The 19747-nt window shown below is 70.0% G+C and carries 18 protein-coding genes; 14 read left to right on the forward strand and 4 right to left on the reverse strand.

Features of this window, described 5'->3' with window-relative positions; genetic code table 11:
• The first annotated feature begins 53 nt into the window (after positions 1-53).
• Together glmS and H9634_RS10545 are read left to right on the forward strand one after the other, a co-directional pair.
• Positions 54-1925: a glutamine--fructose-6-phosphate transaminase (isomerizing) gene (gene glmS, locus H9634_RS10540; RefSeq protein WP_191726615.1), complete on the forward strand. Its 1872-nt coding sequence runs from the start codon at positions 54-56 to the stop codon at positions 1923-1925.
• Between the two features lie 14 nt (positions 1926-1939).
• A complete protein-coding gene (locus tag H9634_RS10545) occupies positions 1940-2488 on the forward strand; it encodes a holo-ACP synthase (protein ID WP_191726616.1) in 549 nt (182 codons plus the stop codon).
• 18 nt (positions 2489-2506) lie between these two features.
• On the opposite strand, the gene H9634_RS10550 is transcribed toward H9634_RS10545, so the two are convergent.
• Positions 2507-4504 carry an HNH endonuclease signature motif containing protein gene (locus tag H9634_RS10550; RefSeq protein WP_191726617.1) on the reverse strand — a complete coding sequence of 666 codons (1998 nt, stop codon included), beginning with the start codon at positions 4502-4504 and terminating at the stop codon, positions 2507-2509.
• A gap of 123 nt (positions 4505-4627) precedes the next feature.
• Here H9634_RS10550 and H9634_RS10555 point away from each other — a divergent pair, with 123 nt between their 5' ends.
• The 9 genes from H9634_RS10555 to H9634_RS10595 all read left to right on the forward strand — a co-directional run bounded on the left by H9634_RS10555 (position 4628) and on the right by H9634_RS10595 (position 13090).
• Positions 4628-5986, forward strand: a complete 1359-nt coding sequence (locus tag H9634_RS10555; RefSeq protein ID WP_225210840.1) for a M20 metallopeptidase family protein — start codon at positions 4628-4630, stop codon at positions 5984-5986.
• A complete protein-coding gene (locus H9634_RS10560) occupies positions 5983-7449 on the forward strand; it encodes an NAD(P)H-hydrate dehydratase (protein ID WP_191726618.1) in 1467 nt (488 codons plus the stop codon). Before H9634_RS10555 ends, H9634_RS10560 begins: the two co-directional genes overlap by 4 nt.
• A gap of 68 nt (positions 7450-7517) precedes the next feature.
• Positions 7518-8789 carry an alanine racemase gene (gene alr / locus H9634_RS10565; protein ID WP_191726619.1) on the forward strand — a complete coding sequence of 424 codons (1272 nt, stop codon included), beginning with the start codon at positions 7518-7520 and terminating at the stop codon, positions 8787-8789.
• Entirely contained in the window at positions 8786-9466 is a 681-nt protein-coding gene (tsaE, locus tag H9634_RS14915; RefSeq protein WP_318245080.1) for a tRNA (adenosine(37)-N6)-threonylcarbamoyltransferase complex ATPase subunit type 1 TsaE, read from the forward strand. The genes alr and tsaE overlap by 4 nt, the downstream gene beginning before the upstream one ends.
• Positions 9463-10161 carry a tRNA (adenosine(37)-N6)-threonylcarbamoyltransferase complex dimerization subunit type 1 TsaB gene (gene tsaB, locus H9634_RS10575; RefSeq protein ID WP_191726620.1) on the forward strand — a complete coding sequence of 233 codons (699 nt, stop codon included), beginning with the start codon at positions 9463-9465 and terminating at the stop codon, positions 10159-10161. The genes tsaE and tsaB overlap by 4 nt, the downstream gene beginning before the upstream one ends.
• Entirely contained in the window at positions 10158-10757 is a 600-nt protein-coding gene (locus tag H9634_RS10580; RefSeq protein ID WP_191726621.1) for a GNAT family N-acetyltransferase, read from the forward strand. The genes tsaB and H9634_RS10580 overlap by 4 nt, the downstream gene beginning before the upstream one ends.
• Before the next feature lie 50 nt (positions 10758-10807).
• Positions 10808-11332 (forward strand): SRPBCC family protein, encoded by a 525-nt coding sequence (locus H9634_RS10585; protein WP_191726622.1) that lies wholly within the window; start codon positions 10808-10810, stop codon positions 11330-11332.
• On the forward strand, positions 11329-12546 hold the full coding sequence (locus H9634_RS10590) for a tRNA (adenosine(37)-N6)-threonylcarbamoyltransferase complex transferase subunit TsaD (protein ID WP_191726623.1): 1218 nt from the start codon (positions 11329-11331) through the stop codon (positions 12544-12546). The genes H9634_RS10585 and H9634_RS10590 overlap by 4 nt, the downstream gene beginning before the upstream one ends.
• Positions 12527-13090, forward strand: coding sequence for an NUDIX hydrolase (locus H9634_RS10595; RefSeq protein ID WP_225210841.1), 564 nt, complete (start codon positions 12527-12529; stop codon positions 13088-13090). The genes H9634_RS10590 and H9634_RS10595 overlap by 20 nt, the downstream gene beginning before the upstream one ends.
• Positions 13091-13232: 142 nt before the next feature.
• On the opposite strand, the gene H9634_RS10600 is transcribed toward H9634_RS10595, so the two are convergent.
• A complete protein-coding gene (locus tag H9634_RS10600) occupies positions 13233-14366 on the reverse strand; it encodes a glutamate--cysteine ligase (RefSeq protein WP_191726624.1) in 1134 nt (377 codons plus the stop codon).
• 83 nt (positions 14367-14449) lie between these two features.
• Here H9634_RS10600 and H9634_RS10605 point away from each other — a divergent pair, with 83 nt between their 5' ends.
• The 3 genes from H9634_RS10605 (at position 14450) to H9634_RS10615 (ending at position 17352) form a co-directional block, all read left to right on the forward strand.
• Positions 14450-16144: a glycoside hydrolase family 3 N-terminal domain-containing protein gene (locus H9634_RS10605; RefSeq protein WP_191726625.1), complete on the forward strand. Its 1695-nt coding sequence runs from the start codon at positions 14450-14452 to the stop codon at positions 16142-16144.
• A 153-nt stretch (positions 16145-16297) separates the two neighbouring features.
• Positions 16298-16684, forward strand: a complete 387-nt coding sequence (locus tag H9634_RS10610; protein ID WP_191726626.1) for a hypothetical protein — start codon at positions 16298-16300, stop codon at positions 16682-16684.
• Positions 16681-17352, forward strand: a complete 672-nt coding sequence (locus tag H9634_RS10615; protein ID WP_318245081.1) for a mismatch-specific DNA-glycosylase — start codon at positions 16681-16683, stop codon at positions 17350-17352. The genes H9634_RS10610 and H9634_RS10615 overlap by 4 nt, the downstream gene beginning before the upstream one ends.
• A gap of 73 nt (positions 17353-17425) precedes the next feature.
• On the opposite strand, the gene H9634_RS10620 is transcribed toward H9634_RS10615, so the two are convergent.
• Positions 17426-18328 carry a sulfurtransferase gene (locus H9634_RS10620; protein ID WP_191726627.1) on the reverse strand — a complete coding sequence of 301 codons (903 nt, stop codon included), beginning with the start codon at positions 18326-18328 and terminating at the stop codon, positions 17426-17428.
• Between the two features lie 117 nt (positions 18329-18445).
• Entirely contained in the window at positions 18446-19678 is a 1233-nt protein-coding gene (locus H9634_RS10625; protein WP_191726628.1) for a class I SAM-dependent methyltransferase, read from the reverse strand.
• Positions 19679-19747: the final 69 nt, after the last annotated feature.

A 19747-nucleotide genomic window follows, 5' to 3' on the forward strand; every position in this document is an offset into this window, starting at 1 on the left:
GGGCGGGCGCGAACGTGCAGGTGCTGGGCGCTGGCGGGTTTAGACTGAAATCTATGTGCGGAATTGTTGGATACGTTTCATCGTCAACCCCCGAAGCAGCAGGCCACAGCGCCCTTGACGTCGTGCTCGGCGGCCTCAAGCGACTCGAATACCGCGGCTACGACTCAGCCGGCGTCGCGCTCGTCACCGATGAGGGGCAGGTCGCCAGTGCGAAGAAGGCCGGCAAGCTCTCGGCTCTGACCGATGAGCTCGAAGCCCGCCCGCTGCCGGCGGCGATGACCGGCATCGGCCACACCCGGTGGGCCACCCACGGCGGGCCGACCGATCTCAACGCCCACCCGCATCTGGCCGACGGCGGTCAGCTGGCGGTCATCCACAACGGCATCATCGAGAACTTCGCCTCGCTCAAGGCTGAGCTGCAGGCCGATGGTGTCGAGTTCCTCTCCGAGACGGACACCGAGGTCGCCGGCCACCAGCTGGCGAAGAACTACGCCGCGACCAAGGACCTGACCGAGGCGATGCGCCTGACCGCAGGCGAGCTCGAAGGAGCCTTCACGCTGCTGGCCGTGCACGCCGACCAGCCGGGCACCGTCGTGGCCGCCCGCCGCAACTCGCCGCTGGTCATCGGGCTCGGCGAGGGGGAGAACTTCCTCGGCTCCGATGTCGCCGCGTTCATCGACCACACCCGCAAGGCTGTTGAGATCGGCCAGGACGAGATCGTTACGATCACTCCGGACTCGGTCGACATCATCGATGCCGAGGGCAGCCCGGTCGAGGGCACGAGCTTCAACGTCGACTGGGACACCGCCGCTGCCGAGAAGGGCGGCTTCGCCTCCTTCATGGACAAGGAGATCCACGACCAGCCGCAGGCCGTGGCCGACACGCTGCTCGGCCGGATGGATGCCGACGGCAAGCTGACCCTTGACGAGATCCACGTCGATGAGACGATCCTCAAGTCGATCGACAAGATGATCGTCATCGCCTGCGGCACCGCCGCCTACGCCGGCCAGGTCGCCAAGTACACGATCGAGCACTGGTGCCGCATCCCCGTCGAGGTCGAACTCGCCCACGAGTTCCGCTACCGCGACCCGGTCGTCAACGAGAAGACCCTTGTTGTTGCCGTGTCGCAGTCCGGCGAGACGATGGACACGATCATGGCTGTGCGCCACGCCCGCCAGCAGGGCGCGAAGGTCGTCGCGATCTGCAACACCTACGGCTCGACGATCCCGCGCGAATCCGATGCGGCGCTCTACACGCACGCCGGTCCCGAGGTGGCGGTCGCCTCGACGAAGGCGTTCCTGTCCCAGATCGTCGCCTGCTACCTGCTGGGCCTGTACCTGGCGCAGCTGCGTGGCAACAAGTTCACCGATGAGGTCCGCGTCATCCTCGATGAGCTCCAGCAGATCCCGGAGAAGATCGAAAAGGTCCTCCAGCTCAAAGAGCAGGTCGAGCAGCTTGCCCGCAGCGTGCAGAACACTCAGTCGGTGCTGTTCCTCGGCCGGCACGTCGGCTATCCGGTTGCGCTCGAAGGTGCGCTCAAGCTCAAGGAGCTCGCCTACATCCACGCTGAGGGCTTTGCCGCCGGTGAGCTCAAGCACGGGCCGATCGCCCTCATCGAGGACGGGCAGCTCGTCTTCATCATCGTGCCGAGCAGGGAGGGCCGCGATTCGCTGCACGCGAAGGTCATCTCCAACATCCAGGAGGTCCGTGCCCGCGGAGCGAACACGATCGTCATCGCCGAAGAGGGCGACGAGGCTGTGAAGGAGTACGCCTCCGAGGTGTTCTACGTCCCGCAGACCCCGACACTGCTCGCGCCGCTGCTGACGACGATTCCGCTGCAGTTCTTCGCTATGGAACTGGCGACGATGAAGGGCCTCGACGTCGACCAGCCGCGCAACCTCGCCAAGTCCGTCACCGTCGAGTAAGCCTGGTAGGCGCTATGGGGATCATCGGAATCGGCCTCGACATCGCCGATCTGCCGCGCTTCGCTGAGCACATCGAGCGGGTGCCGGAGCTGCTCGACCGGCTGCTGACCCCTGCCGAGCAGCTCAAACGCAACGGCAAGCTGCGCACACCGGAGTCGCTGGCCGCACGGTTCTCCGCGAAGGAAGCACTCGTCAAGGCGATGCAGTATCCGGGGATCATCGAATGGCAGCACGCCGAAGTCGTCTCTGCGCCTTCGGGTGCGCCGTCGTTCCGGCTCTCCGGGCCGGTGCTCGAGCATTTTCGGAAGATCGGCGGGGAGAGCATCCACCTGTCGATCACCCATGATGCCCGAGTGACGATGACCTATGTCATCGTCGAAGGGTCAGGTGCACCGCTGTCACCACCGGTCGATCAACCGCCCCCGCTGTTGCCGGGCAGTCCGGAGGCGCTCGCCGCGTTGGAAGAGCGGCGAAAGCAGCGGAAAGCTGAAAAGCAGCGGCAGGACGAAAAACAGCGGCAGGCTGAGAAGCAGCGGCAGGGCGAGAAGAAGCAGAAGCGCTAGGCTGGCTGGGCTGACCGGTCAGAACGGGGGAGCGTCGGCGCCAGCCGAGTTCCCGGGGTTCTTCCCTGAAAGGCCGTCGTCCTGCGTTCCCTCCTCTTGCGTTCCCTCTTCCTGTGCGTCCTGCCGCAGCGCTTCGCGCCGGGCGGCGTCGCTGAGTTCGTCGGCCCGTGCCAGGCCCAGGTAGTGCTGGGCCAGCTCGGTCGCGGTGTCGAGATACACCTCATCAGGCTCTGCCGGTGAGGGCGTGGCCAGCGCCGCGGCTGCTCGAGCGGCCTCGGCCGGTGGGGTCGTCGTCCAGCGCGAACCGGGCGCGGCGTCATCGCGCAGCAGGGTGCGCATCGGCTCAGGCAGTGCCTCGCCGATGATTCGCGCCTGCCGCTGTTCGACCGGATTGCGGGGCTTGCGCGTCTGCCCGGTGAGACCGAACATCATCGTCCACCGCAGCACACCATCCTCGCCCTTGATCACACGCAGATGCCCGCGCGTCTTCAGGTCGTGATGGGTTTTGCACAGCGGCTGCATGTTGCCCACCTGCGTCAGCCCGCCAGCTGACGGGTCGCGGTGGTTGAACGACTCGATGTGATCGGTCTCCGCCGTTGTCGCCCGGCGGCTGCAGCCTGGCGCCGTGCACCACGCCCATGCCGCCTGCACTGTCGTGCGCACCGCCCTCGGCACCGCATACTTCTGCGCTGGTTCGTCGAGCACCTCACCGGTGAGCGGATCGGTCAGCAGCCGGTACAGCGTCGAGGACTCGGCCGCGAACTGACGGGCCGTCACCGCTGGAATCGGATGCTGGCCCTCCAGCGAACCGGGCAGCTCCGCCCGCCCGAGCAGCGTCAGCACCGGCACGGTGACGTTGACTGTCGCCTGCCGGCGCAGCCACTCGGCACTCGTCGGGCACGACACCTCCAGCAGCTGCGTCCCGCCGTCGCCGTGTGCGACACGCAGCTGGGTGGCGGGCGCCATCCCGGTGAGCATGTCGAACATCGCCTGCGGGATCGTGCGATCCTCGACCAGCCTGAACTCCGCGTCATGGTCCGCTGCGTCGCCGCCTGACGTGTCACCGCGGTGGAGACCGAAGGCATCGAGCTGCTGCCGCACAACCCCGCGGGCGCAGGCAAGTGTGCGCTTGTACAGCGCCGTCAGCGGAGCCAGCGGCCCGCGCAGCGTCAGCGTCGCACTGCCATCGGGCAGCGCTTCGAAGAGCACCGCCCGCTGCTCGTGGATCTGCTCAGCCGCGTCGTCCTCAGGCACGATCGTCGCCAGCTCCAGATCGACATGCCGGCGCACCTCGCGCATCGGTCGATGCGCCGGGATCGCAGAGACCGACCCGTCCATCTCCTCCAGCTGGGCGAGAGTGAGATCACTGCTCTTGCGGGCGGTGTAGTCCAGCCGTTCGAACGGCACCTGGCCGCGCAGCACGAGCGCCGTCAGCCGCGGCAGCCCGACGAAGGCCACGAGCGCCCGTGAGACCAGAGTGTAGGCCTTCTGCAGCGAGCAGTCGTGCATCGTCGAGACCACGACGCGGATCGCGTTCTCCGCCCGGTCGTTGGCGCAGAACCACGACATGAGCGAGCCGCTGAAACGCACCTGCCGCAGACCTGCGGCGACATCCCCAGGGGAGGGGAGCACCGCCTCGGGCGCGGTGACCCCAGGCATCGCGGGCACGAACCCGACCATGCGCGCAGGGTCGAACGCCGGGGCAGACGCCACCACCTCGGGACCGGAATCCACCGCAGCGGGACCGGAATCCACCACCTCGGGACCGGGGCCCACCGCCGCGAGGCCGGGTGGCCCGCCTGGATCCGGTGGATCGGCCGGCCGATGCTGCAGCGGCAGTGTTGCGAGCCGGTCGTCGATGTTGAGCACCGCGAAGGCCAGCTGCGCCAGCCCGTACATCTGCACCGCCTCATAGCGGCCCAGCTGCCGGTTGTAGGCGGCCACATGATCAGCCAGCAGCGACACCGGACTCGCCGGCACCTCGACGGCCAGCTGCGGGTCGTCATCGGGGTCCATTCCACTCACCTCCTTGTGAGGGTGCAGCCGCCGGGCGGCTGCTGATTTCGTCGTGGTTCCAGGCTATCGGGAGGCACTGACATCGCTTCCGGATCGCGGGTGCGGCGGGGTTAGGCTGGGAGTATGTCAGTCATCAGCGCCGCCGCGGCCACCGCGCTCCTGCCCGAACTCCAGCGCCTGCGCCGCGACCTGCACCGCGAACCCGAACTCGGCCTCGACCTGCCCAAGACCCAGGCCCGGGTCGCAGCCGGGCTCGACGGCCTCGACGTCGAGGTCACCTACGGCCAGTCGCTGACCTCGCTGACGGTCGTGCTGCGCGGCGGCAAGCGCGATCCTGAGAACCCGGTGGCGGTGCTGCTGCGCGGGGACATGGACGCCCTGCCGGTGACCGAGGCGACCGGCTTCGAGTTCGCGGCCACCAACGGCGCGATGCACGCCTGCGGCCACGATCTGCACACGACCGGGCTGTACGGTGCGCTGCGGCTGCTCCACGACGTCCGCGACGAACTGGCAGGCGACGTCATCTTCATGTTCCAGCCCGGCGAAGAGGGCTACGACGGCGCCGGTCACATGCTGCGCGAAGGGGTCCTCGACGCCGCCGGCGTGCCGGTCATCGCCGCCTTCGGCGTGCACGTCTCCGCTGATCAGCCGCTCGGCCATCTGTACTGCCGGCCGGGTTCGTACATGTCGGCGTTCTCGATCATGCACATCACCGTTCGCGGCAAGGGCGGGCACGCTTCGCGCCCGCACACCGGCCGCGATCCGATCCAGGCCGGCGCGATGCTGGTGGGCCAGCTGCAGGAGTACGCGACCCGCCGCTTCGACGCCTTCGACCCGGTCATCCTCACCGTCGGCCAGTTCCACGCCGGCACCGCACCCAACGTCATCCCCGACACCGCCGAGCTCACCGTCGGGATCCGCTGCTTCTCCGAGGCCACGACCGCCCGCACCGAAGCCGAGCTGCCGAACCTCGTGTCCACCCTCGTGTCCGCCCACGGCCTGTCAGCTGAGGTCGACTACCGGTCGGTGCTGCCGCCGGTCATCAACGATGAGGCCGAGACCGCGTTCTACCTCGACACCGCCGCCGAGGTGTTCGGCCCGCACTGCACGCACCTTGTGGAGGTGCCCAAGCCGGGTTCCGAGGACTTCTCGCGCATCCTCCAGCAGGTGCCGGGCACCTACGGCCACCTCGGCGCAGCACTCCCGGGCACGGTGGCCGAGGAGCAGGATTCGAACCACTCACCGCGCGCCCGCCACACCGATGAGGGGCTGGCCGACCACGCCCGCTTCCTCGCCGCGCTCGCCGCCGGCCGGCTGCACCAGCATGCCGCCGCGGCACCCGCCTGGCCGGACGCCGGTGCAGCTGCCGGTGCTGGTGCTGGGGCTGGTAAAGCTGCCGGTGATGGTGCAGCTGCCGGTGCTGGAGCACGGAGCGCCGCTCCCGAGGCGGGGGAGACTGAGAGCGAAGGGAACCTGTCATGAGACTCGGCTACACCGCTGCCGCCGTCCGCGAGGCTGAGGCGCCGCTGCTGGCCGCAGGCCGCGGGGAGGCGCTCATGCGCACCGCCGCTGCTGGGCTCGCTTCCGTGTGCCGCCGCCTGCTGAGCGAACGCGGGCAGATCTCCGGCAGCCGCGTCGTCATGCTCGTCGGCGCCGGCAACAACGGCGGGGACGCCCTGTTTGCCGGCGCGAACCTCGCCAGTCGCGGCGCCCATGTCACGGCCGTCGATGTCTTCGGGAAGATGCATGAGGCTGGTGCCGCCGCCTTCACCTCATCCGGCGGGCAGACCGAGGCCTTCAACGCAGAGAACTCGACGGAGAGCGCCGGCCTGCTGCGCGGAGCCGACCTCGTCATCGACGGAGTGCTCGGCACCGGTGCCAAGCCCGGCTTGCCCGAGCACCTCGCAGCCCTCATCCGCGACTGGCAGGAAAGCGCCACCTCCGGCCAGCTCGTCATCGCCGTTGACGTGCCCACCGGCGTCGACGCCTCGACCGGGGCCTGCGGGCCCACCCACGTGCGTGCCACCCACACCGTGACCTTCGGCGCTGACAAAGCCGGTCTCCTGCTGCCCGGCGGCTCCGATGCAGCAGGCGAGGTCACGATGGTCGACATCGGCCTCGACATGTCAGCCCATGTCCCGGCCGTCCACGTCCCCGACGACAGCGATCTCGCCGCCTACTGGCCGCGCCCGCAGGCAGGTGACCACAAGTATTCCCGCGGCGTCCTCGGGCTCGTCGCCGGCTCCGCCCGCTTCCCGGGTGCCGGTGCGCTCACCGCCTCGGCGGCGGTCGCCACCGGTGTGGGCATGCTCCGGCTCCTGGCCCCTGCCGAGGTGACTCAGACTGTCCTGCAGACCTACCCGGAGGTCGTCACCGACACCGGCCGCGTGCAGGCCTGGGCGGTCGGGCCGGGTGCCCCGGACCGGCTGACGATGCAGCACGCGATCACCGCCGCCGAATCCGAGCACCTGCCGCTCGTCATCGACGCCGGCGGCCTGTCACTGCTCACCCGCCCGCTGGAGACCAGCTGCATCCTCACCCCGCACGCCGGTGAGCTCTCAGCCCTGCTCGCCCGGCTGGGCACCGGCGCCCCCAGCCGCGCCGAGGTCGAGACCGAACCGGTCGCCCACGCCGTGCGCGCCGCCCAGGTGCTCGAAGCGATCGTGCTGCTCAAGGGCAGCCGGACGATCATCGCCCGGCCCGACGGCACCGTCGTCGCACCGGAACCCGGGCCCGCCACGCTGGCCACCGCCGGCACCGGCGACGTGCTCACCGGTATCCTGGGAGCCCTGCTGGCCACCACCGGCGGAACCGACATCGATCTGGCCGACCTGGCCGGGCTCGCTGTGCTCATGCACGCGCGCGCAGGCGCGCACGCAACCCACGCCTCGCACCTGCCGAGAGCCCTCGAAGCCGACGTCCTCGCCGTGCTCGACCAGGCCTGAGGCAGACGCCCGGCAGCACCGTGCGGCCAGCCGGCAGCACCACCCACCGACAGCGAAGGAGACAGCCCATGGCAGCAGCGGCGCAGGCAGCGACCGGCTCGGTCGTGACCGCCCGCATCGACACCGCGGCACTCATCCGCAACGCCCGCACCGTCGCCGCGCGCGTTGCTCCCGCCCAGCTCATGGCCGTCGTCAAGGCCGACGCCTACGGCCACTCCATCGACATCGTCGCCCCCGCGCTGTATGCCGCCGGACTGCGGGACTTCGCCGTGGCGACCGTGCCCGAGGCGGTGGCCCTGTCCCAGCTGCTCGGCCCGGATTCCGGGGCTCGGATCCTGTGCTGGCTCTTCGACTCGGCTGCCGACCTCACCGCCTGCACACGCGCCGGCATCGAACTCGGCATCTCCACCCCCGAGGCCCTCGAAGCCGCCATCGCCGCAGGTGAGCAGACCGGCCTGACCCAGGACGTGCACCTCAAGCTCGACACGGGGCTGGGCCGCAACGGTCTCTCTCTGCAGCAGCTTGAGACCGTGCTCGACCGGCTGCGCGAGCTCGCCACTCAGGCCGGCACCGCCGCCCGCGCGCAGGGGACCACCGCCTCGGCGCCGGTGCGGGTGACCGGCATCATGACCCATTTCGCCAACGCCGACATCCCCGGCGACCCGGCGACCGTCGACCAGCTGCACTGCTTCGACACCCTCTACGGGCGCCTGCAGGCCGAACTGCCGTACGCGCTGCGCGCAGACGACCTCATGGTGACGCTCGCCAATTCGCCGGCTGCGCTCTCACTCGACCCGGTGCCCGGCAGCCACGTGCGCGCCGGCATCAGCCTCTACGGCATCAGCCCGTTCGAAGACAGAACCGCCGCGCAGCTCGGCCTCACCCCGGTCATGACCGTGACCTCCCGTGTCCTCAACGTCAAGGACGTCCCCGCAGGTCACGGCGCCTCCTACGGCCTGACCTACCGGTGTGAGCGCGACACCCGATTCGCACTCGTCGCCGGCGGCTACGGCGACGGTCTGCCGCGCATCGCCGGCAACCGCGGGGAAGTCGCCATCCAGGGGCGTCGCTACCCGATCGTCGGGCGGATCGCGATGGACCAGATGATCCTCGACATCGGCCCGGCTGAGACCGGTGGCGAGGTGGCGATCGGCGATGAGGTGATCATCATCGGCGACGGCACCACCGGCCCGAGCGCCGAAGAGTGGGCCAGCTGGTGCGAGACGATCAACTACGAGATCGTCACCTGCATCAGCGCCCGCGTCGACCGCATCGCCGTCGGCGCGGATGCCGGCAGCGCGCCTGCCCCCGGTGACCACACCCGAGGCGGTGCCCAGTGACCGAGCAGACTCACCTTGAGATCGGCGACCGCGAGGCCATGGAGCGCTTCGCCGCACTGCTGGCTGGCCAGCTGCAGGCCGGTGACGTGCTCATCCTCACCGGCAACCTCGGGGCCGGGAAGACGACGCTCACCCAGTTCCTCGCCACCGCCCTCGGGGTGAGCGGCCGGGTGTCCTCACCGACCTTCGTCATCGCCCGCGCACACGCGAACCCGACCCCAGACCGGCCGCCGCTCGTGCACGTCGACGCCTACCGCCTCGGCGACGCCGCCGAGTTCTCCGACCTCGACCTCGAATACGGCCACGACGAAGCCGTCACCGTCATCGAATGGGGCCGCGGACTGGCCGAAGAGCTCTCGGCGGATCACCTCGAGATCGTCATCACCCGCGCCGGCGAGGACTCCGAAGCGGCACCCGTTGCCGATCCGACTGCCAGCGCAGACGCCGGCAGTGCAGACGCCACCAGCGATGCCCCTGCCACCGACCCTGCCACCGCCCCTGACACCGGTTCCCTCGACGTCTCCGACCTCCTCGGTGACAGCTCACCCGGCCCCGTCGACCTCACCGAGGCTGATGAGGACGAGACCCGCACGATCCGGCTCATCCCGACCGGGCCGAGCTGGCATACGCGCATCAGCGCCATCGCCGCCGCCTACGCAGACCAGGAGCCCGCATGATCATCCTCGCGATCGACACCTCGGCCACGGCCACCGCGGCACTGACCGACGGCGAGAGGGTGCTCGCCGAGTGGAGCGCGGCCGCCGGCGGCAAGCACGCCGAGCTCACCGGCCCGTCCGTCCGCTCACTCACCGCCGGCCAGCCGGCCCCCGAACTCGTCGTCACCGGAATCGGGCCCGGCCCCTTCACCGGCCTGCGCGCCGGCATCGCCACCGCGATCGGCTACAGCCTCGGCGCCGGCATCACCGCTGCCGGGGTGCCCAGCCACCTCGCGCTCGCCGTGCGCGCCTACCGCAGCCTCGACCCCGCAGCCCCGCTGCTCACCGCCACCGATGCGCGCCGCAGAGAGGTCTACTGGACCCGCTTCGCCGGACTCGACGAACACGGCGTGCCCGTCATCGCAGCCGGGCCCGAGGTGTCGGCACCGGCCGATCTGGCAGCTCACCTGACACAGACGGCAGGGGAGCCGACGCCGGCTGGCATCGGAGGCGGGTTCGAGCTCTATCCTGAGCTGCTCGCCGTGCCCGAGGTGGCCGACCCGATCCTCGACACCGCACCTCCGGCGGCTGCCGACCTCGCGATCGCCGCCCACCGGATCCTGGCAGCAGGCGGTGAGCTGTGGCCGATGACCCCGCTTTACCTGCGCGCCCCCGACGCCGCCCCGGCCGCCCGCCGTGAGACGAGCCTGCGATGAGCGACGACCCCGCCGCAGGAGCTGACCCCGCTGCAGGAACCGGCCCTGCCGCAGAAGCTGAGGCACAAGCCGAGGCGACGGGAGCCGACCCAGCCGCAGGAACCAACCCCGCCGCGGGCGCTGCGGCCGCAGGTGCCGACGCCGGAGTGATCCGGCGGATGCGCTGGTTCGACATCGCACCCATCGCCGCCCTCGACGCCGAGATCTTCGGCGCCGATGCCTGGTTAGAGGCCTACTTCTGGTCCGAGCTCGCAGCCCCCGGACGGCACTTCATCGTCCTCGACGCCGCAGCCGCCGGCAACGCCGCGAGCCCTGGGCTCCTCGGCTTCGCCGGTCTGAGCGTCTCGGGCCCGCAGGCCGACATCCTCACGATCGCCTCCCACCCGGACGCACGCCGGCAGGGGATCGGACGCCGGCTGCTCGACGCGCTGCTCGACCACGCCCGCGCCCACGGCGTCGAAGCCGTCCACCTCGACGTCCGCGCCGACAACATAGCGGCCCAGGCGATGTACGCCGCCGACGGATTCGTAGAACTCGACCGCCGCCCCGGCTACTACCGCGACGCCGACGCCGTGCTCATGCGCGCACTGCTGTGACACTCGTCAACTGACCGAACTGCGCGGCCCGGAATTGGTAGCCTGATGCCATGACATCCTCGCCTGTCCTGCGCTTCTCACTCGTCTCCTGGGAAGACGGCGTCGACCTCGACATCCGCACGACACTGCCGGTGACCGCCGCCGAGGTGTGGGCACAGATCGCAGACCCTGCCGCCTGTGGCGCGTGGTTCGCGCCGTACACGCGGGCCGGCGACACACTGACCTTCGACGCCGGCGACGGCGAGACCTTCACCGCCGAGATCATCCACTGTGCCGAAGAATCCGATGTCATGCTCGACTTCGCCGACTTCGGGCTCACCGGCCTCAGCCTCCGGCCCGCCGAGGACGACGAGAGCACCACCGAGGTCATCGTCACCCGCCCACACCCTGATCACACCGCCGTCGCCGATTCGATCGACAGCCAGGTCGAGGGCCTGTGGCCCTCCCACCTCGAACTGCTGGCCGCACAGCTCGGCCACCCGATGGACAGCCAGGGCAACCCTGACTTCCTCGCTGAGACCTTCACTGCCCTCGCAGCCGAAGCCCGCACCAACGCCGCTGAGGCGAGCCGATGAGCGCTGCTGACGGCCCACTCGTCCTCGGCATCGAATCCTCCTGCGACGAAACCGGCGTCGGGATCGTGCGCGGGCGCACCCTGCTGACGAACACCGTCGCCTCCTCGATGGACGAGCACGTGCGCTTCGGCGGCGTCGTGCCCGAAGTCGCCTCCCGCGCCCACGTCCACGCCATCGGCCCGACCGTCGACGAAGCCCTCACCGACGCCGGCGTCACTCTCGATGACATCGACGCGATCGCCGTGACCGCAGGCCCCGGGCTCTCCGGCGCGCTCATGGTCGGCGTCGCCGCCGCCAAAGGCCTGGCCGCGGCCACCGGGCTGCCCCTGTACGGCATCAACCACTTAGCCGCCCACATCGCCGTCGACCTCGTCGCCGACGACCTGCAGCAGCCAGCCACCACCTCGGGAGCGGGGGACATCGGTCAGCCAGCCACCGCCTCGGGACCGGGGGACACCGGCCAGCCGGCCACCGCCTCGGGCCCGGTCACCCCGTCGATCGCGCTGCTCGTCTCCGGCGGGCACACCGAGATCCTGCGCATCGGCGACCTCGTCGACGACATCGAACTGCTCGGCGCCACCATCGACGACGCCGCCGGTGAGGCCTTCGACAAAACCGCCCGGCTGCTGGGCCTGAGCTATCCGGGCGGGCCGAACATCTCGAAAGCCGCCGCCGGCATCCTCGACGGCACCGGCCAGCCCGGCGACCCGGCCAGCGTGAAATTCCCGCGCGGACTCTCCACCGCCAAGGACCTCCGCGACCCGGCCCGCCGCTACTCCTTCTCCTTCTCCGGGCTCAAGACCGCAGCCCTGCGGTTCGTCACCGCCTACGAGGCCGCACGCGCAGCCGGCAGCCCGGAGACCAGCCGGCAGCTGACCGACCTGCGCTTAGCCGATGTCACCGCATCCTTCGAGACGGCCGTCGTCGACGTGCTCGTGACCAAGACGCTGCTCGCGTGTGAGGATCACGGCATCGACCACGTCATGCTCGGCGGGGGAGTGGCGGCCAACCGACGGCTGCGCGAGACCCTGGCCGAACGCTGCGGCGAGGCCGGCGTCACCCTGCGGATCCCGCCGCTGAACCTGTGCACCGACAACGGTGCGATGGTCGCCGCCCTCGGCGCCGAACTCGTCACCCGCGGACTGCCGCCCTCACCAGAGGACTTCGCGGTGTTCTCATCTCTGGAGGTGCGCGATGTCTACATCCGACCCTGACCGCAGCGGATCCCCGGGACCGGACAGGGGCCCGACTCCAGCCGAGGCGCGCCGGTCCATGCCGCCGATCGAAGAGCTGCGGGCCCGCCGCCGCTCCGGTGACGGCTGGATCGAAACCCCGCAGGGACGCTTCTGGGGCAGGTTCGGTGCCGCCGGCCTGCTCATCCACGACCGTGAGCGCGGCGTGCTGCTGCAGCACCGGGTGCCGTGGTCAGCCCACGGCGACACGTGGGGAATCCCCGGCGGGGCGATCGACGCCGATGAGACCCCGACCGCCGGGGCGATCCGCGAATGCCACGAAGAAGCAGGTGTCCCGGCTCTCGACGGCACCGGCATCCGGATCCTCGACACGCATGTCGTCGACAAGGACGGCTGGTCGTATACGACCGTCATCGCCGAGGCCACCGAGCGGCTTGAGGCCTTCATCGCCGATATCGAAAGCCTTGACCTGCGCTGGGTGCCCCTGGACGAGGTCACCGACTATCCGCTGCACCCCGGTTTCGCGGCCGCCTGGCCACAGCTGCGCGCGGTGCTCGACGCTTGAAGGACGGCGCGCACCCGGCGACTGGAACCCTGCAGGCGACTGGAACCCTGGCGGCGGCTGGAAACCTGCCGGCGATCGGAACCCCGCCCGCGACGGGAAACCTGCCCGCCACCGCCTCGGGAGCGGCGACCCGGCCCCGCGATCAGAGCCGGCCGAGCACCCCGGTGTCGAATTCCTCGGCCAGCTGCCGAGCCACAGCGGTCAGCTCGCCGGTGCGGTAGAACTCCGCGCGCTGACGCTGATAGCTCGCCCCGGTCTCAGCGAAGCGCAGCATGTCGGCCAGCTCATCGACGCAGCCGAGCCGCTCAGCCACCGGCTGCAAGCGCGCGACCTCATCGGCGATGACATCGGTGACGAGCCGCTCATCGGCGGCGGCGTTTTCGATGATGATCGCCTCCATCGCATAGCGCGCCGCCCGCCACTTGTTCTCCACATGGAACCAATCCGGCATCGTCGGCAGGGTCTCACCGGCATCGAGGCGGGCGGAGAAGTCATCGACGAGGCACTGGACGAACGCGGTGACGGCGGCGACCTCGCGCAGGCTCGGCATCGCATCGCAGACCCGCACCTCGATCGTGCCCCACTTGGGCGCTGGGCGGATGTCCCAGCGGATCTCGTTGATCTCATCGATGACCCCGGTGGTGAACATGTCGCGCGTATACGCCTCGTAGTCAGCCCACGCATCGAACTGGTACGGCAGCCCGGCGGTCGGCAGCTGCTGGAACATCATCGCCCGGTTCGAGGCGTAGCTTGTGTCCTGCCTGGACCAGAACGGCGAAGACGCACTCACCGCCTGCAGGTGCGGCACATAGGCCAGCAGCGCGTTCAGGATCGGCAGCACCTTGTCCCGGTCATCGATCCCGACATGCGTGTGCAGCCCGAAGATGAGCATGTGCCGGCCCCACCACTGGGTGCGGTTGATGAGCTCGGCGTAGCGTTCGGCCTCGGTGACCTGCTGATCCTTCCAGCGCGCGAACGGGTGGGTGCCGGCCGAGAGCATCCGGATGCCCAGCGGCTCGGTGATCTCATGCAGCTGCCCGATCGTCTCGGCCAGATCCGCACTGGCCTCAGCGACGGTGCGGTGCACGCCGGTGACCGCCTCGACGGTGTTCGTCAGCATCTCCCCGACGATCCGCCCGCGCAGCGCGGCGCGCTCCTCGACGGCAGCGAGCACCTCGCCGGCACGCGGCACGAGGTCGAGCGAGACCGCATCGACAAGCCCGAGTTCCCATTCGACGCCGAGGGTCGACCGTTGAGAGCGCGCGAAATCCACCATGCGCAAATCCTACAGAACCCTTGTCATTTCCTGCCCATCCGTTCCCGAGGCGGTGGCCGCGCCGAGCCCGTTACGATGGCCTCATGGCTCGCACCTCTTCGATCGTCCTCGCCGGACTGCTCGCTGGCGCCCTCACGCTCACCGGCTGCAGCCGTGCCGAAACTGACGGTCCCCAAGAGCAGAGCAGCCCTGTGGCCGCTGAGACCCCGGCGGCGAACGCACCGACGACGAGTGCGCAGCCCGACGCCCGGCCTGCCGACTTCACCGACGAGGCTGCGGGCATCGTCGCCGAGATGGACGACACGGCGCTGGCCGGGGCGGTCATCATGGGCTCCTATGACGGCACCGATGCCGCAGCCGGGGCCCAGCTCATCCGTGATCACCAGCTCGCCGGCGTCATCGTCATGCCCTACAACCTTCCGCAGGACGTCGACCGGCAGACGGTCGCGAGTATGACCGAGCAGTTCCGCACCGCTGCCGGTGAGCGCGGTTGGCAGACGATGATCGGCGTCGACCAGGAGGGCGGTCCGGTCACCCGTGCCGGCAGCGCGGCCGTCGAACTGCCGCCGCTCATGGCCCACGGTGCGGCTGACGATCCGGCGCTGACCAGCCAGATCACCGCGCTGCAGGGCCGTGACCTCATCGAACTCGGCTTCACCACCGACTTCGCCCCCATCGCCGACGTCACCGTCGGCAAGGACGACCCCGCCATCAGCGTGCGGTCTGCCGGTGATGACCCGCAGCGGGTCTCGTCCGTGGTCGAGGCCGCGGTCACCGGTTATGACGAGGCGGGGATCATCTCCTCGCTCAAGCACTTCCCCGGCCATGGGGCGCTGACCGAGGACTCCCACGAGACGCTGCCGGTGTCACAGAAGTCCCTCGGCGAGCTCGCCGACCGCGACTTCGTGCCGTTCGCCGATGCCGCTGAGGCCGGTGTCGCGACCTCGATGATGGTCGGCCACATCGCACTGCCCGATGATGAGACGCTGCCGGCCTCGCTCAACCCGAAGGCCTACCAGGCGCTGCGTGAGGACGTCGGATTCGAGGGCCTCATCGTCACCGACGCCCTGAATATGGGTGCGGTCACGGCCGGCAGCCCCGGCCAGGAGACCGTCAGGGCGCTTGCCGCCGGAGCGGATCTCGCGCTCCTGCCCCCGGACAGCGCTGCTGCCGCCGAGGCGGTGCGCACCGCGCTTTCAGACGGCACCTTGAAGCGCGAGGACCTGAAGGAGTCCGCCACCCGGGTGGTGGCCGCCCAGCTGTGGCAGACCGCGGTGGCCGGCCAGACCGGTGCTGACCAGACCGCTGCTGACGAGAGCGGTGAGGATTCCGGGCCGGGCGAGGATGAACAGCGCCAGCAGCTCGCCGATGCCGCACTGACCGTCATGGCAGGCGAATGCCGGTTCGCTGATCCTGTTGACGAGGTCTCGGTCACCGGCTCCGATCTGGGCGTCAAAGCCTTCACCGAGGCCGCGGAGGACGCCGGGCTGAAGGTCACCGACAGCGCTGAGACCACGGTCGCGCTGGTGCCGGGTCCGCTGCTGGGATCCGAGACCGTCAAGCAGGCCGCGGAGCGGAACTCGACGACGGCCGATGTCGCCGTGGCCCTGTCTGGGCCGTGGGAGCTGGAGGGCTTCGACTCCGGCACCCAGCTGGCGATCTACGACGACTGGCAGCCGGGCATGACAGCCGTCGCCCGCTATCTGTCAGGTGACCTTGCGGCCACCGGCTCCCTGCCGGTGCAGATCGAGGGAGCTGACCCGCCGGACTGCAGCTGAGTGCACCGGCGCCCGCACGGTGCGCTGATGGCGGTGCTGACCTGCACGAACCGTTGAGACACCGGGTGCCGGAGAGTACAGTGGAGCCAACCCTCAGGATCTGCCTGATCTGGGCAGACGAGCCCCGAACCCGCGAACGGACGTGACGGCATCATGGCAGCCCCGCACCACCCGGCCGACCGGCAGCACACCGACTGGCAGCCCACCGGGAAGCGGCCCACCGTTAAGGACCGCACCGGGAAAGGGCACACCGGGAAAGAGAGGGGCCGCATCGCCCGGTTCTTCACTCAGCGACCGCGTCGCACATCCGATTTCGTCCTCATCTGGGCCGTCTTGACCGCCGTGTCGTTCGCGATCACCGGCATCTACGCATGGATGGCGCCGGACACCATGGCCTACCTGCAGGATTACGGCTTCCTCGCCGTCTTCGGCTCCGTCGTCTTAGCCGGAGTCCTCTACGCCTTCTCCCGCGATGCGCAGAAGGAGAACGCTGTGCGCCGCCAGCGCCAGACCCGCCGACCGGATGACAGCCCACAGTGAGCCTGCCAGACCCGCAGGCGACGCAGCAGGCGTCCTCGTCACGGCGCCCGTCACCGCTGGGCGGCCGCAAGCCGACGAAGGACGACCTGCCGGCCTTCGCCACTGACAACCCGGACTCGATCGACGACGTGCTGCCCGGTCCCGGCGACCCGCCGCTGCGGCTGCTCATCATCGGCATCAACCCCGGCCTGTGGACGGCAGCGGTCAACGCTCCCTTCGTCCGGCCGGGAAACAGGTTCTGGCCCTCCCTGCACCGGGCAGGCCTGACCGATCACCTCATCGACGCCTCACGCGGACTGGCCGTGGCCGACGAACGCCACCTCATCACCCGCGGCATCGGAATCACGAACATCGTCGGCCGGGCCACCGCCCGCGCCGATGAGCTCAAGCCAGGCGAACTGCGCGACGGCGCAGCCGCACTCGTTACCCGTATCCAGACGCTGCGCCCGCAGGCGGCAGGGATCGCCGGGATCACCGCATTCCGCACCGCATTCCGGCAGTCGAAAGCCGTGCTCGGCCGGCAGGACACCGCCCTCATCGACGGCTGGCCGGCAGACACGCAGCTGTGGGTTCTCCCGCAGCCCAGCGGCCTCAACGCGCATGAGAACATCGACACGCTCGCAGACAAATGGCGAGACGTATGGGCGGCAACCGCACCACAGGGCTGAACCCGCAGGATTGAACCCACAGGGCTGAACCGAGTATCAGCGGGCTGAAACCGTCCCAGCTATTCGACGACGTTCAGCTGTCGACGGGCTTCTCGAACCCGGTGGCGGCCGGCCGGTGGGCATCCGATGACCAGCCCGACCAGCTCGGTGCGTAGAGCACCGAGTCGATGCCCAGCGTCGCCAGCGCCAGCGCATTGTGACACGCCGTCACACCCGAACCGCAGTACACGCCCACCGGCGCCTGACCGCCCTCACCGCCGCCGTTGCCGGCCTCGACATCGATGCCGAGGGCGGCGAAGCGCTGCTTGAGCCCGTCGGCTTCGAGGAACATCCCATCGGAGAGGTTCCCGGGCGCAGGTGCCGAAAGGGCACCAGGGATGTGCCCGGCACGTGCGTCCATCGGCTCGGACTCACCGGCGTAGCGCTCAGGCGCACGAGCGTCGATGACCGTGCCCGTGTCCGCCAGCTGTGCGATCCCATCGGCATCGGTGACCGGCAGCTGACCGGGCCTGATCTCGAAAGCCGACGCCGACACCTCGGCGGCGGCGCTCTCAGCAGACCCGGCCTCGACCTCGTGTTCGGCCTGCGTCCAGGCGGCATAGCCGCCGTCGAGCAGTCGCACATTGCCGACACCGGCCCAGCGCAGCAGCCACCAGGCGCGGGCGGCGCCGAGGCCCGGGCCGGCGTCGTAGACGACGACCGGGGTGGCGGCCTCGATCCCCCACGCACGGACGGTCTGCTCGAACCGGTTCGGGCTCGGCAGCGGGTGGCGGCCCTCGCGGGCGTCATCGCTGGGCCCGGCCAGATCGTCATCGAGGGAGACGTAGAGCGCACCGGGGATGTGACCGGCGGCGAACGCGCCGGAGCCGTCAGGCTGCTGCAGGCTCCAGCGGACATCGAGCAGCACCGGCGGCGAGGCGGACATGCGCTCAGCAGCAAGCTGGTCAACGGTGATGAGGTGGTCGGCGCGGGACATCGGATTCCTCTCGCTGGGGGTACAGAACTGGTCAGGGGACGGGCGATCAGGGGACGGGGGATCAGGGACGGGTGATGGGGAGCGCTGGACGCAGGGGGGCTCGGTGCGGCGGGCAGGTCACGGCTCGGCCGCCGCACCCAGCTCGACGTCATCGGCCAGCAGCACCGCATGCTGCTCACCGATCCGGGTGAAGAACAGAGTGGCGGACTGACCGCCCTTGGGCAGCTTGAGCTGGCGCCGCACCTGGTCGGGTGCGATATCAGCACCGCGCTTCTTGATGACGACCCGGCTGATGCCGCGTTCGACGAGCGCCCGGCGCAGCGGCTTGATGCCAGCCGGCAGCACATCGGCGATCCGCCAGGCCCGCACCGCCCGAGCGGCAGCTCCAGCCGGCAGGGCGTCCCCGGTCAGATACGCGATCGGAGGGGAGATGCGCCGCACATCCAGCGGCGCGCAGAGCGCTCGCACGAGACCGGCGCGCACGATCGCGCCATCGGGTTCGAAGAGGTACGCACCGAGCTCGCCGATGCCCTCCTCATCGTCTGCCGGCACCTCGGATTCGTGGACGGCCAGGGTTCCGCCGTCGCGCATGACGAGGGCGCTGCGGCCCGGCCGCTGGCACACCGCACCGTGATACAGCGCCACCTCGACCACATCACCGTCATGCGAGACCCACTGCGCCTCCCAGCCGTGAGGAACCAGGCCATGATCCAGCGCCGGCCCGAGCTTGATCCCGGCACCTGCCACCTCGGCGGCGGCCTTGAACGCCCACGACAGCGACGGCGAGAACGCCTCGGGATCGCTCAGGCGAGAGGCGCCGCTGGCCTTGCCCGAGGCGGTGTCGCGCCGGGCCGGGTCGAGCCAGAGCGCATCGGCGCGGGAGAGATCGTAGTCCTCGGCGCGGGCGTGGGAGACAGTGACGGTGTCGAGGTGCCGCAGGTTGAACGCCGCGATCGCCGCAGTCACCTCATCGGCATCGACAGCCTCAACGCTGGCGCCGAGACCAGCGAAGGCCAGCGCATCGGCGCCGATCCCGCAGCCCAGGTCGGCGATGACCTGCGCGCCCGCGGCGGTCATCCGGGCGGCATGATGGGCCGCGACCGGCAGACGGGTCGCCTGCTCCAGGCCAGGGCGGGTGAAGAGCATATCGGCTGCGAATGGCCCGAACTTCGCCTCCGCCTCCTGCCTCAGCTCGGCCTGGGCGAGCACCGCCGTCGCGGCCTCAGCGCTGAGCCCCTGCCTGCGCAGCCGCTCAGCGAGGGCGAGCTCACCGGCACGCGAGTACTCCAACTCATCGAGCAGGCGGTACACCTCGGGGTCGAGCACGGCGGCCAGCGTCTGCGGATCCATAGCTGCCACCCTATCGGGTGCCTGCAGACGTTGTGGTGGACAGCGCCACTGAGTCGTTTAGGGTAAGAA

Source organism: Brevibacterium gallinarum (assembly GCF_014836885.1).
Lineage (GTDB): Bacteria > Actinomycetota > Actinomycetes > Actinomycetales > Brevibacteriaceae > Brevibacterium > Brevibacterium gallinarum.

Bases quoted from the DNA above. Each gene is read 5' to 3' on its own strand.
- glmS (WP_191726615.1), top strand. From the start codon at position 54: ATGTGCGGAATTGTTGGATACGTTTCATCGTCAACCCCCGAAGCAGCA.
- H9634_RS10545 (WP_191726616.1), top strand. From the start codon at position 1,940: ATGGGGATCATCGGAATCGGCCTCGACATCGCCGATCTGCCGCGCTTC.
- H9634_RS10550 (WP_191726617.1), bottom strand. From the start codon at position 4,504: ATGGACCCCGATGACGACCCGCAGCTGGCCGTCGAGGTGCCGGCGAGT.
- H9634_RS10555 (WP_225210840.1), top strand. From the start codon at position 4,628: ATGTCAGTCATCAGCGCCGCCGCGGCCACCGCGCTCCTGCCCGAACTC.
- H9634_RS10560 (WP_191726618.1), top strand. From the start codon at position 5,983: ATGAGACTCGGCTACACCGCTGCCGCCGTCCGCGAGGCTGAGGCGCCG.
- alr (WP_191726619.1), top strand. From the start codon at position 7,518: ATGGCAGCAGCGGCGCAGGCAGCGACCGGCTCGGTCGTGACCGCCCGC.
- tsaB (WP_191726620.1), top strand. From the start codon at position 9,463: ATGATCATCCTCGCGATCGACACCTCGGCCACGGCCACCGCGGCACTG.
- H9634_RS10580 (WP_191726621.1), top strand. From the start codon at position 10,158: ATGAGCGACGACCCCGCCGCAGGAGCTGACCCCGCTGCAGGAACCGGC.
- H9634_RS10585 (WP_191726622.1), top strand. From the start codon at position 10,808: ATGACATCCTCGCCTGTCCTGCGCTTCTCACTCGTCTCCTGGGAAGAC.
- H9634_RS10590 (WP_191726623.1), top strand. From the start codon at position 11,329: ATGAGCGCTGCTGACGGCCCACTCGTCCTCGGCATCGAATCCTCCTGC.
- H9634_RS10595 (WP_225210841.1), top strand. From the start codon at position 12,527: ATGTCTACATCCGACCCTGACCGCAGCGGATCCCCGGGACCGGACAGG.
- H9634_RS10600 (WP_191726624.1), bottom strand. From the start codon at position 14,366: ATGGTGGATTTCGCGCGCTCTCAACGGTCGACCCTCGGCGTCGAATGG.
- H9634_RS10605 (WP_191726625.1), top strand. From the start codon at position 14,450: ATGGCTCGCACCTCTTCGATCGTCCTCGCCGGACTGCTCGCTGGCGCC.
- H9634_RS10610 (WP_191726626.1), top strand. From the start codon at position 16,298: ATGGCAGCCCCGCACCACCCGGCCGACCGGCAGCACACCGACTGGCAG.
- H9634_RS10620 (WP_191726627.1), bottom strand. From the start codon at position 18,328: ATGTCCCGCGCCGACCACCTCATCACCGTTGACCAGCTTGCTGCTGAG.
- H9634_RS10625 (WP_191726628.1), bottom strand. From the start codon at position 19,678: ATGGATCCGCAGACGCTGGCCGCCGTGCTCGACCCCGAGGTGTACCGC.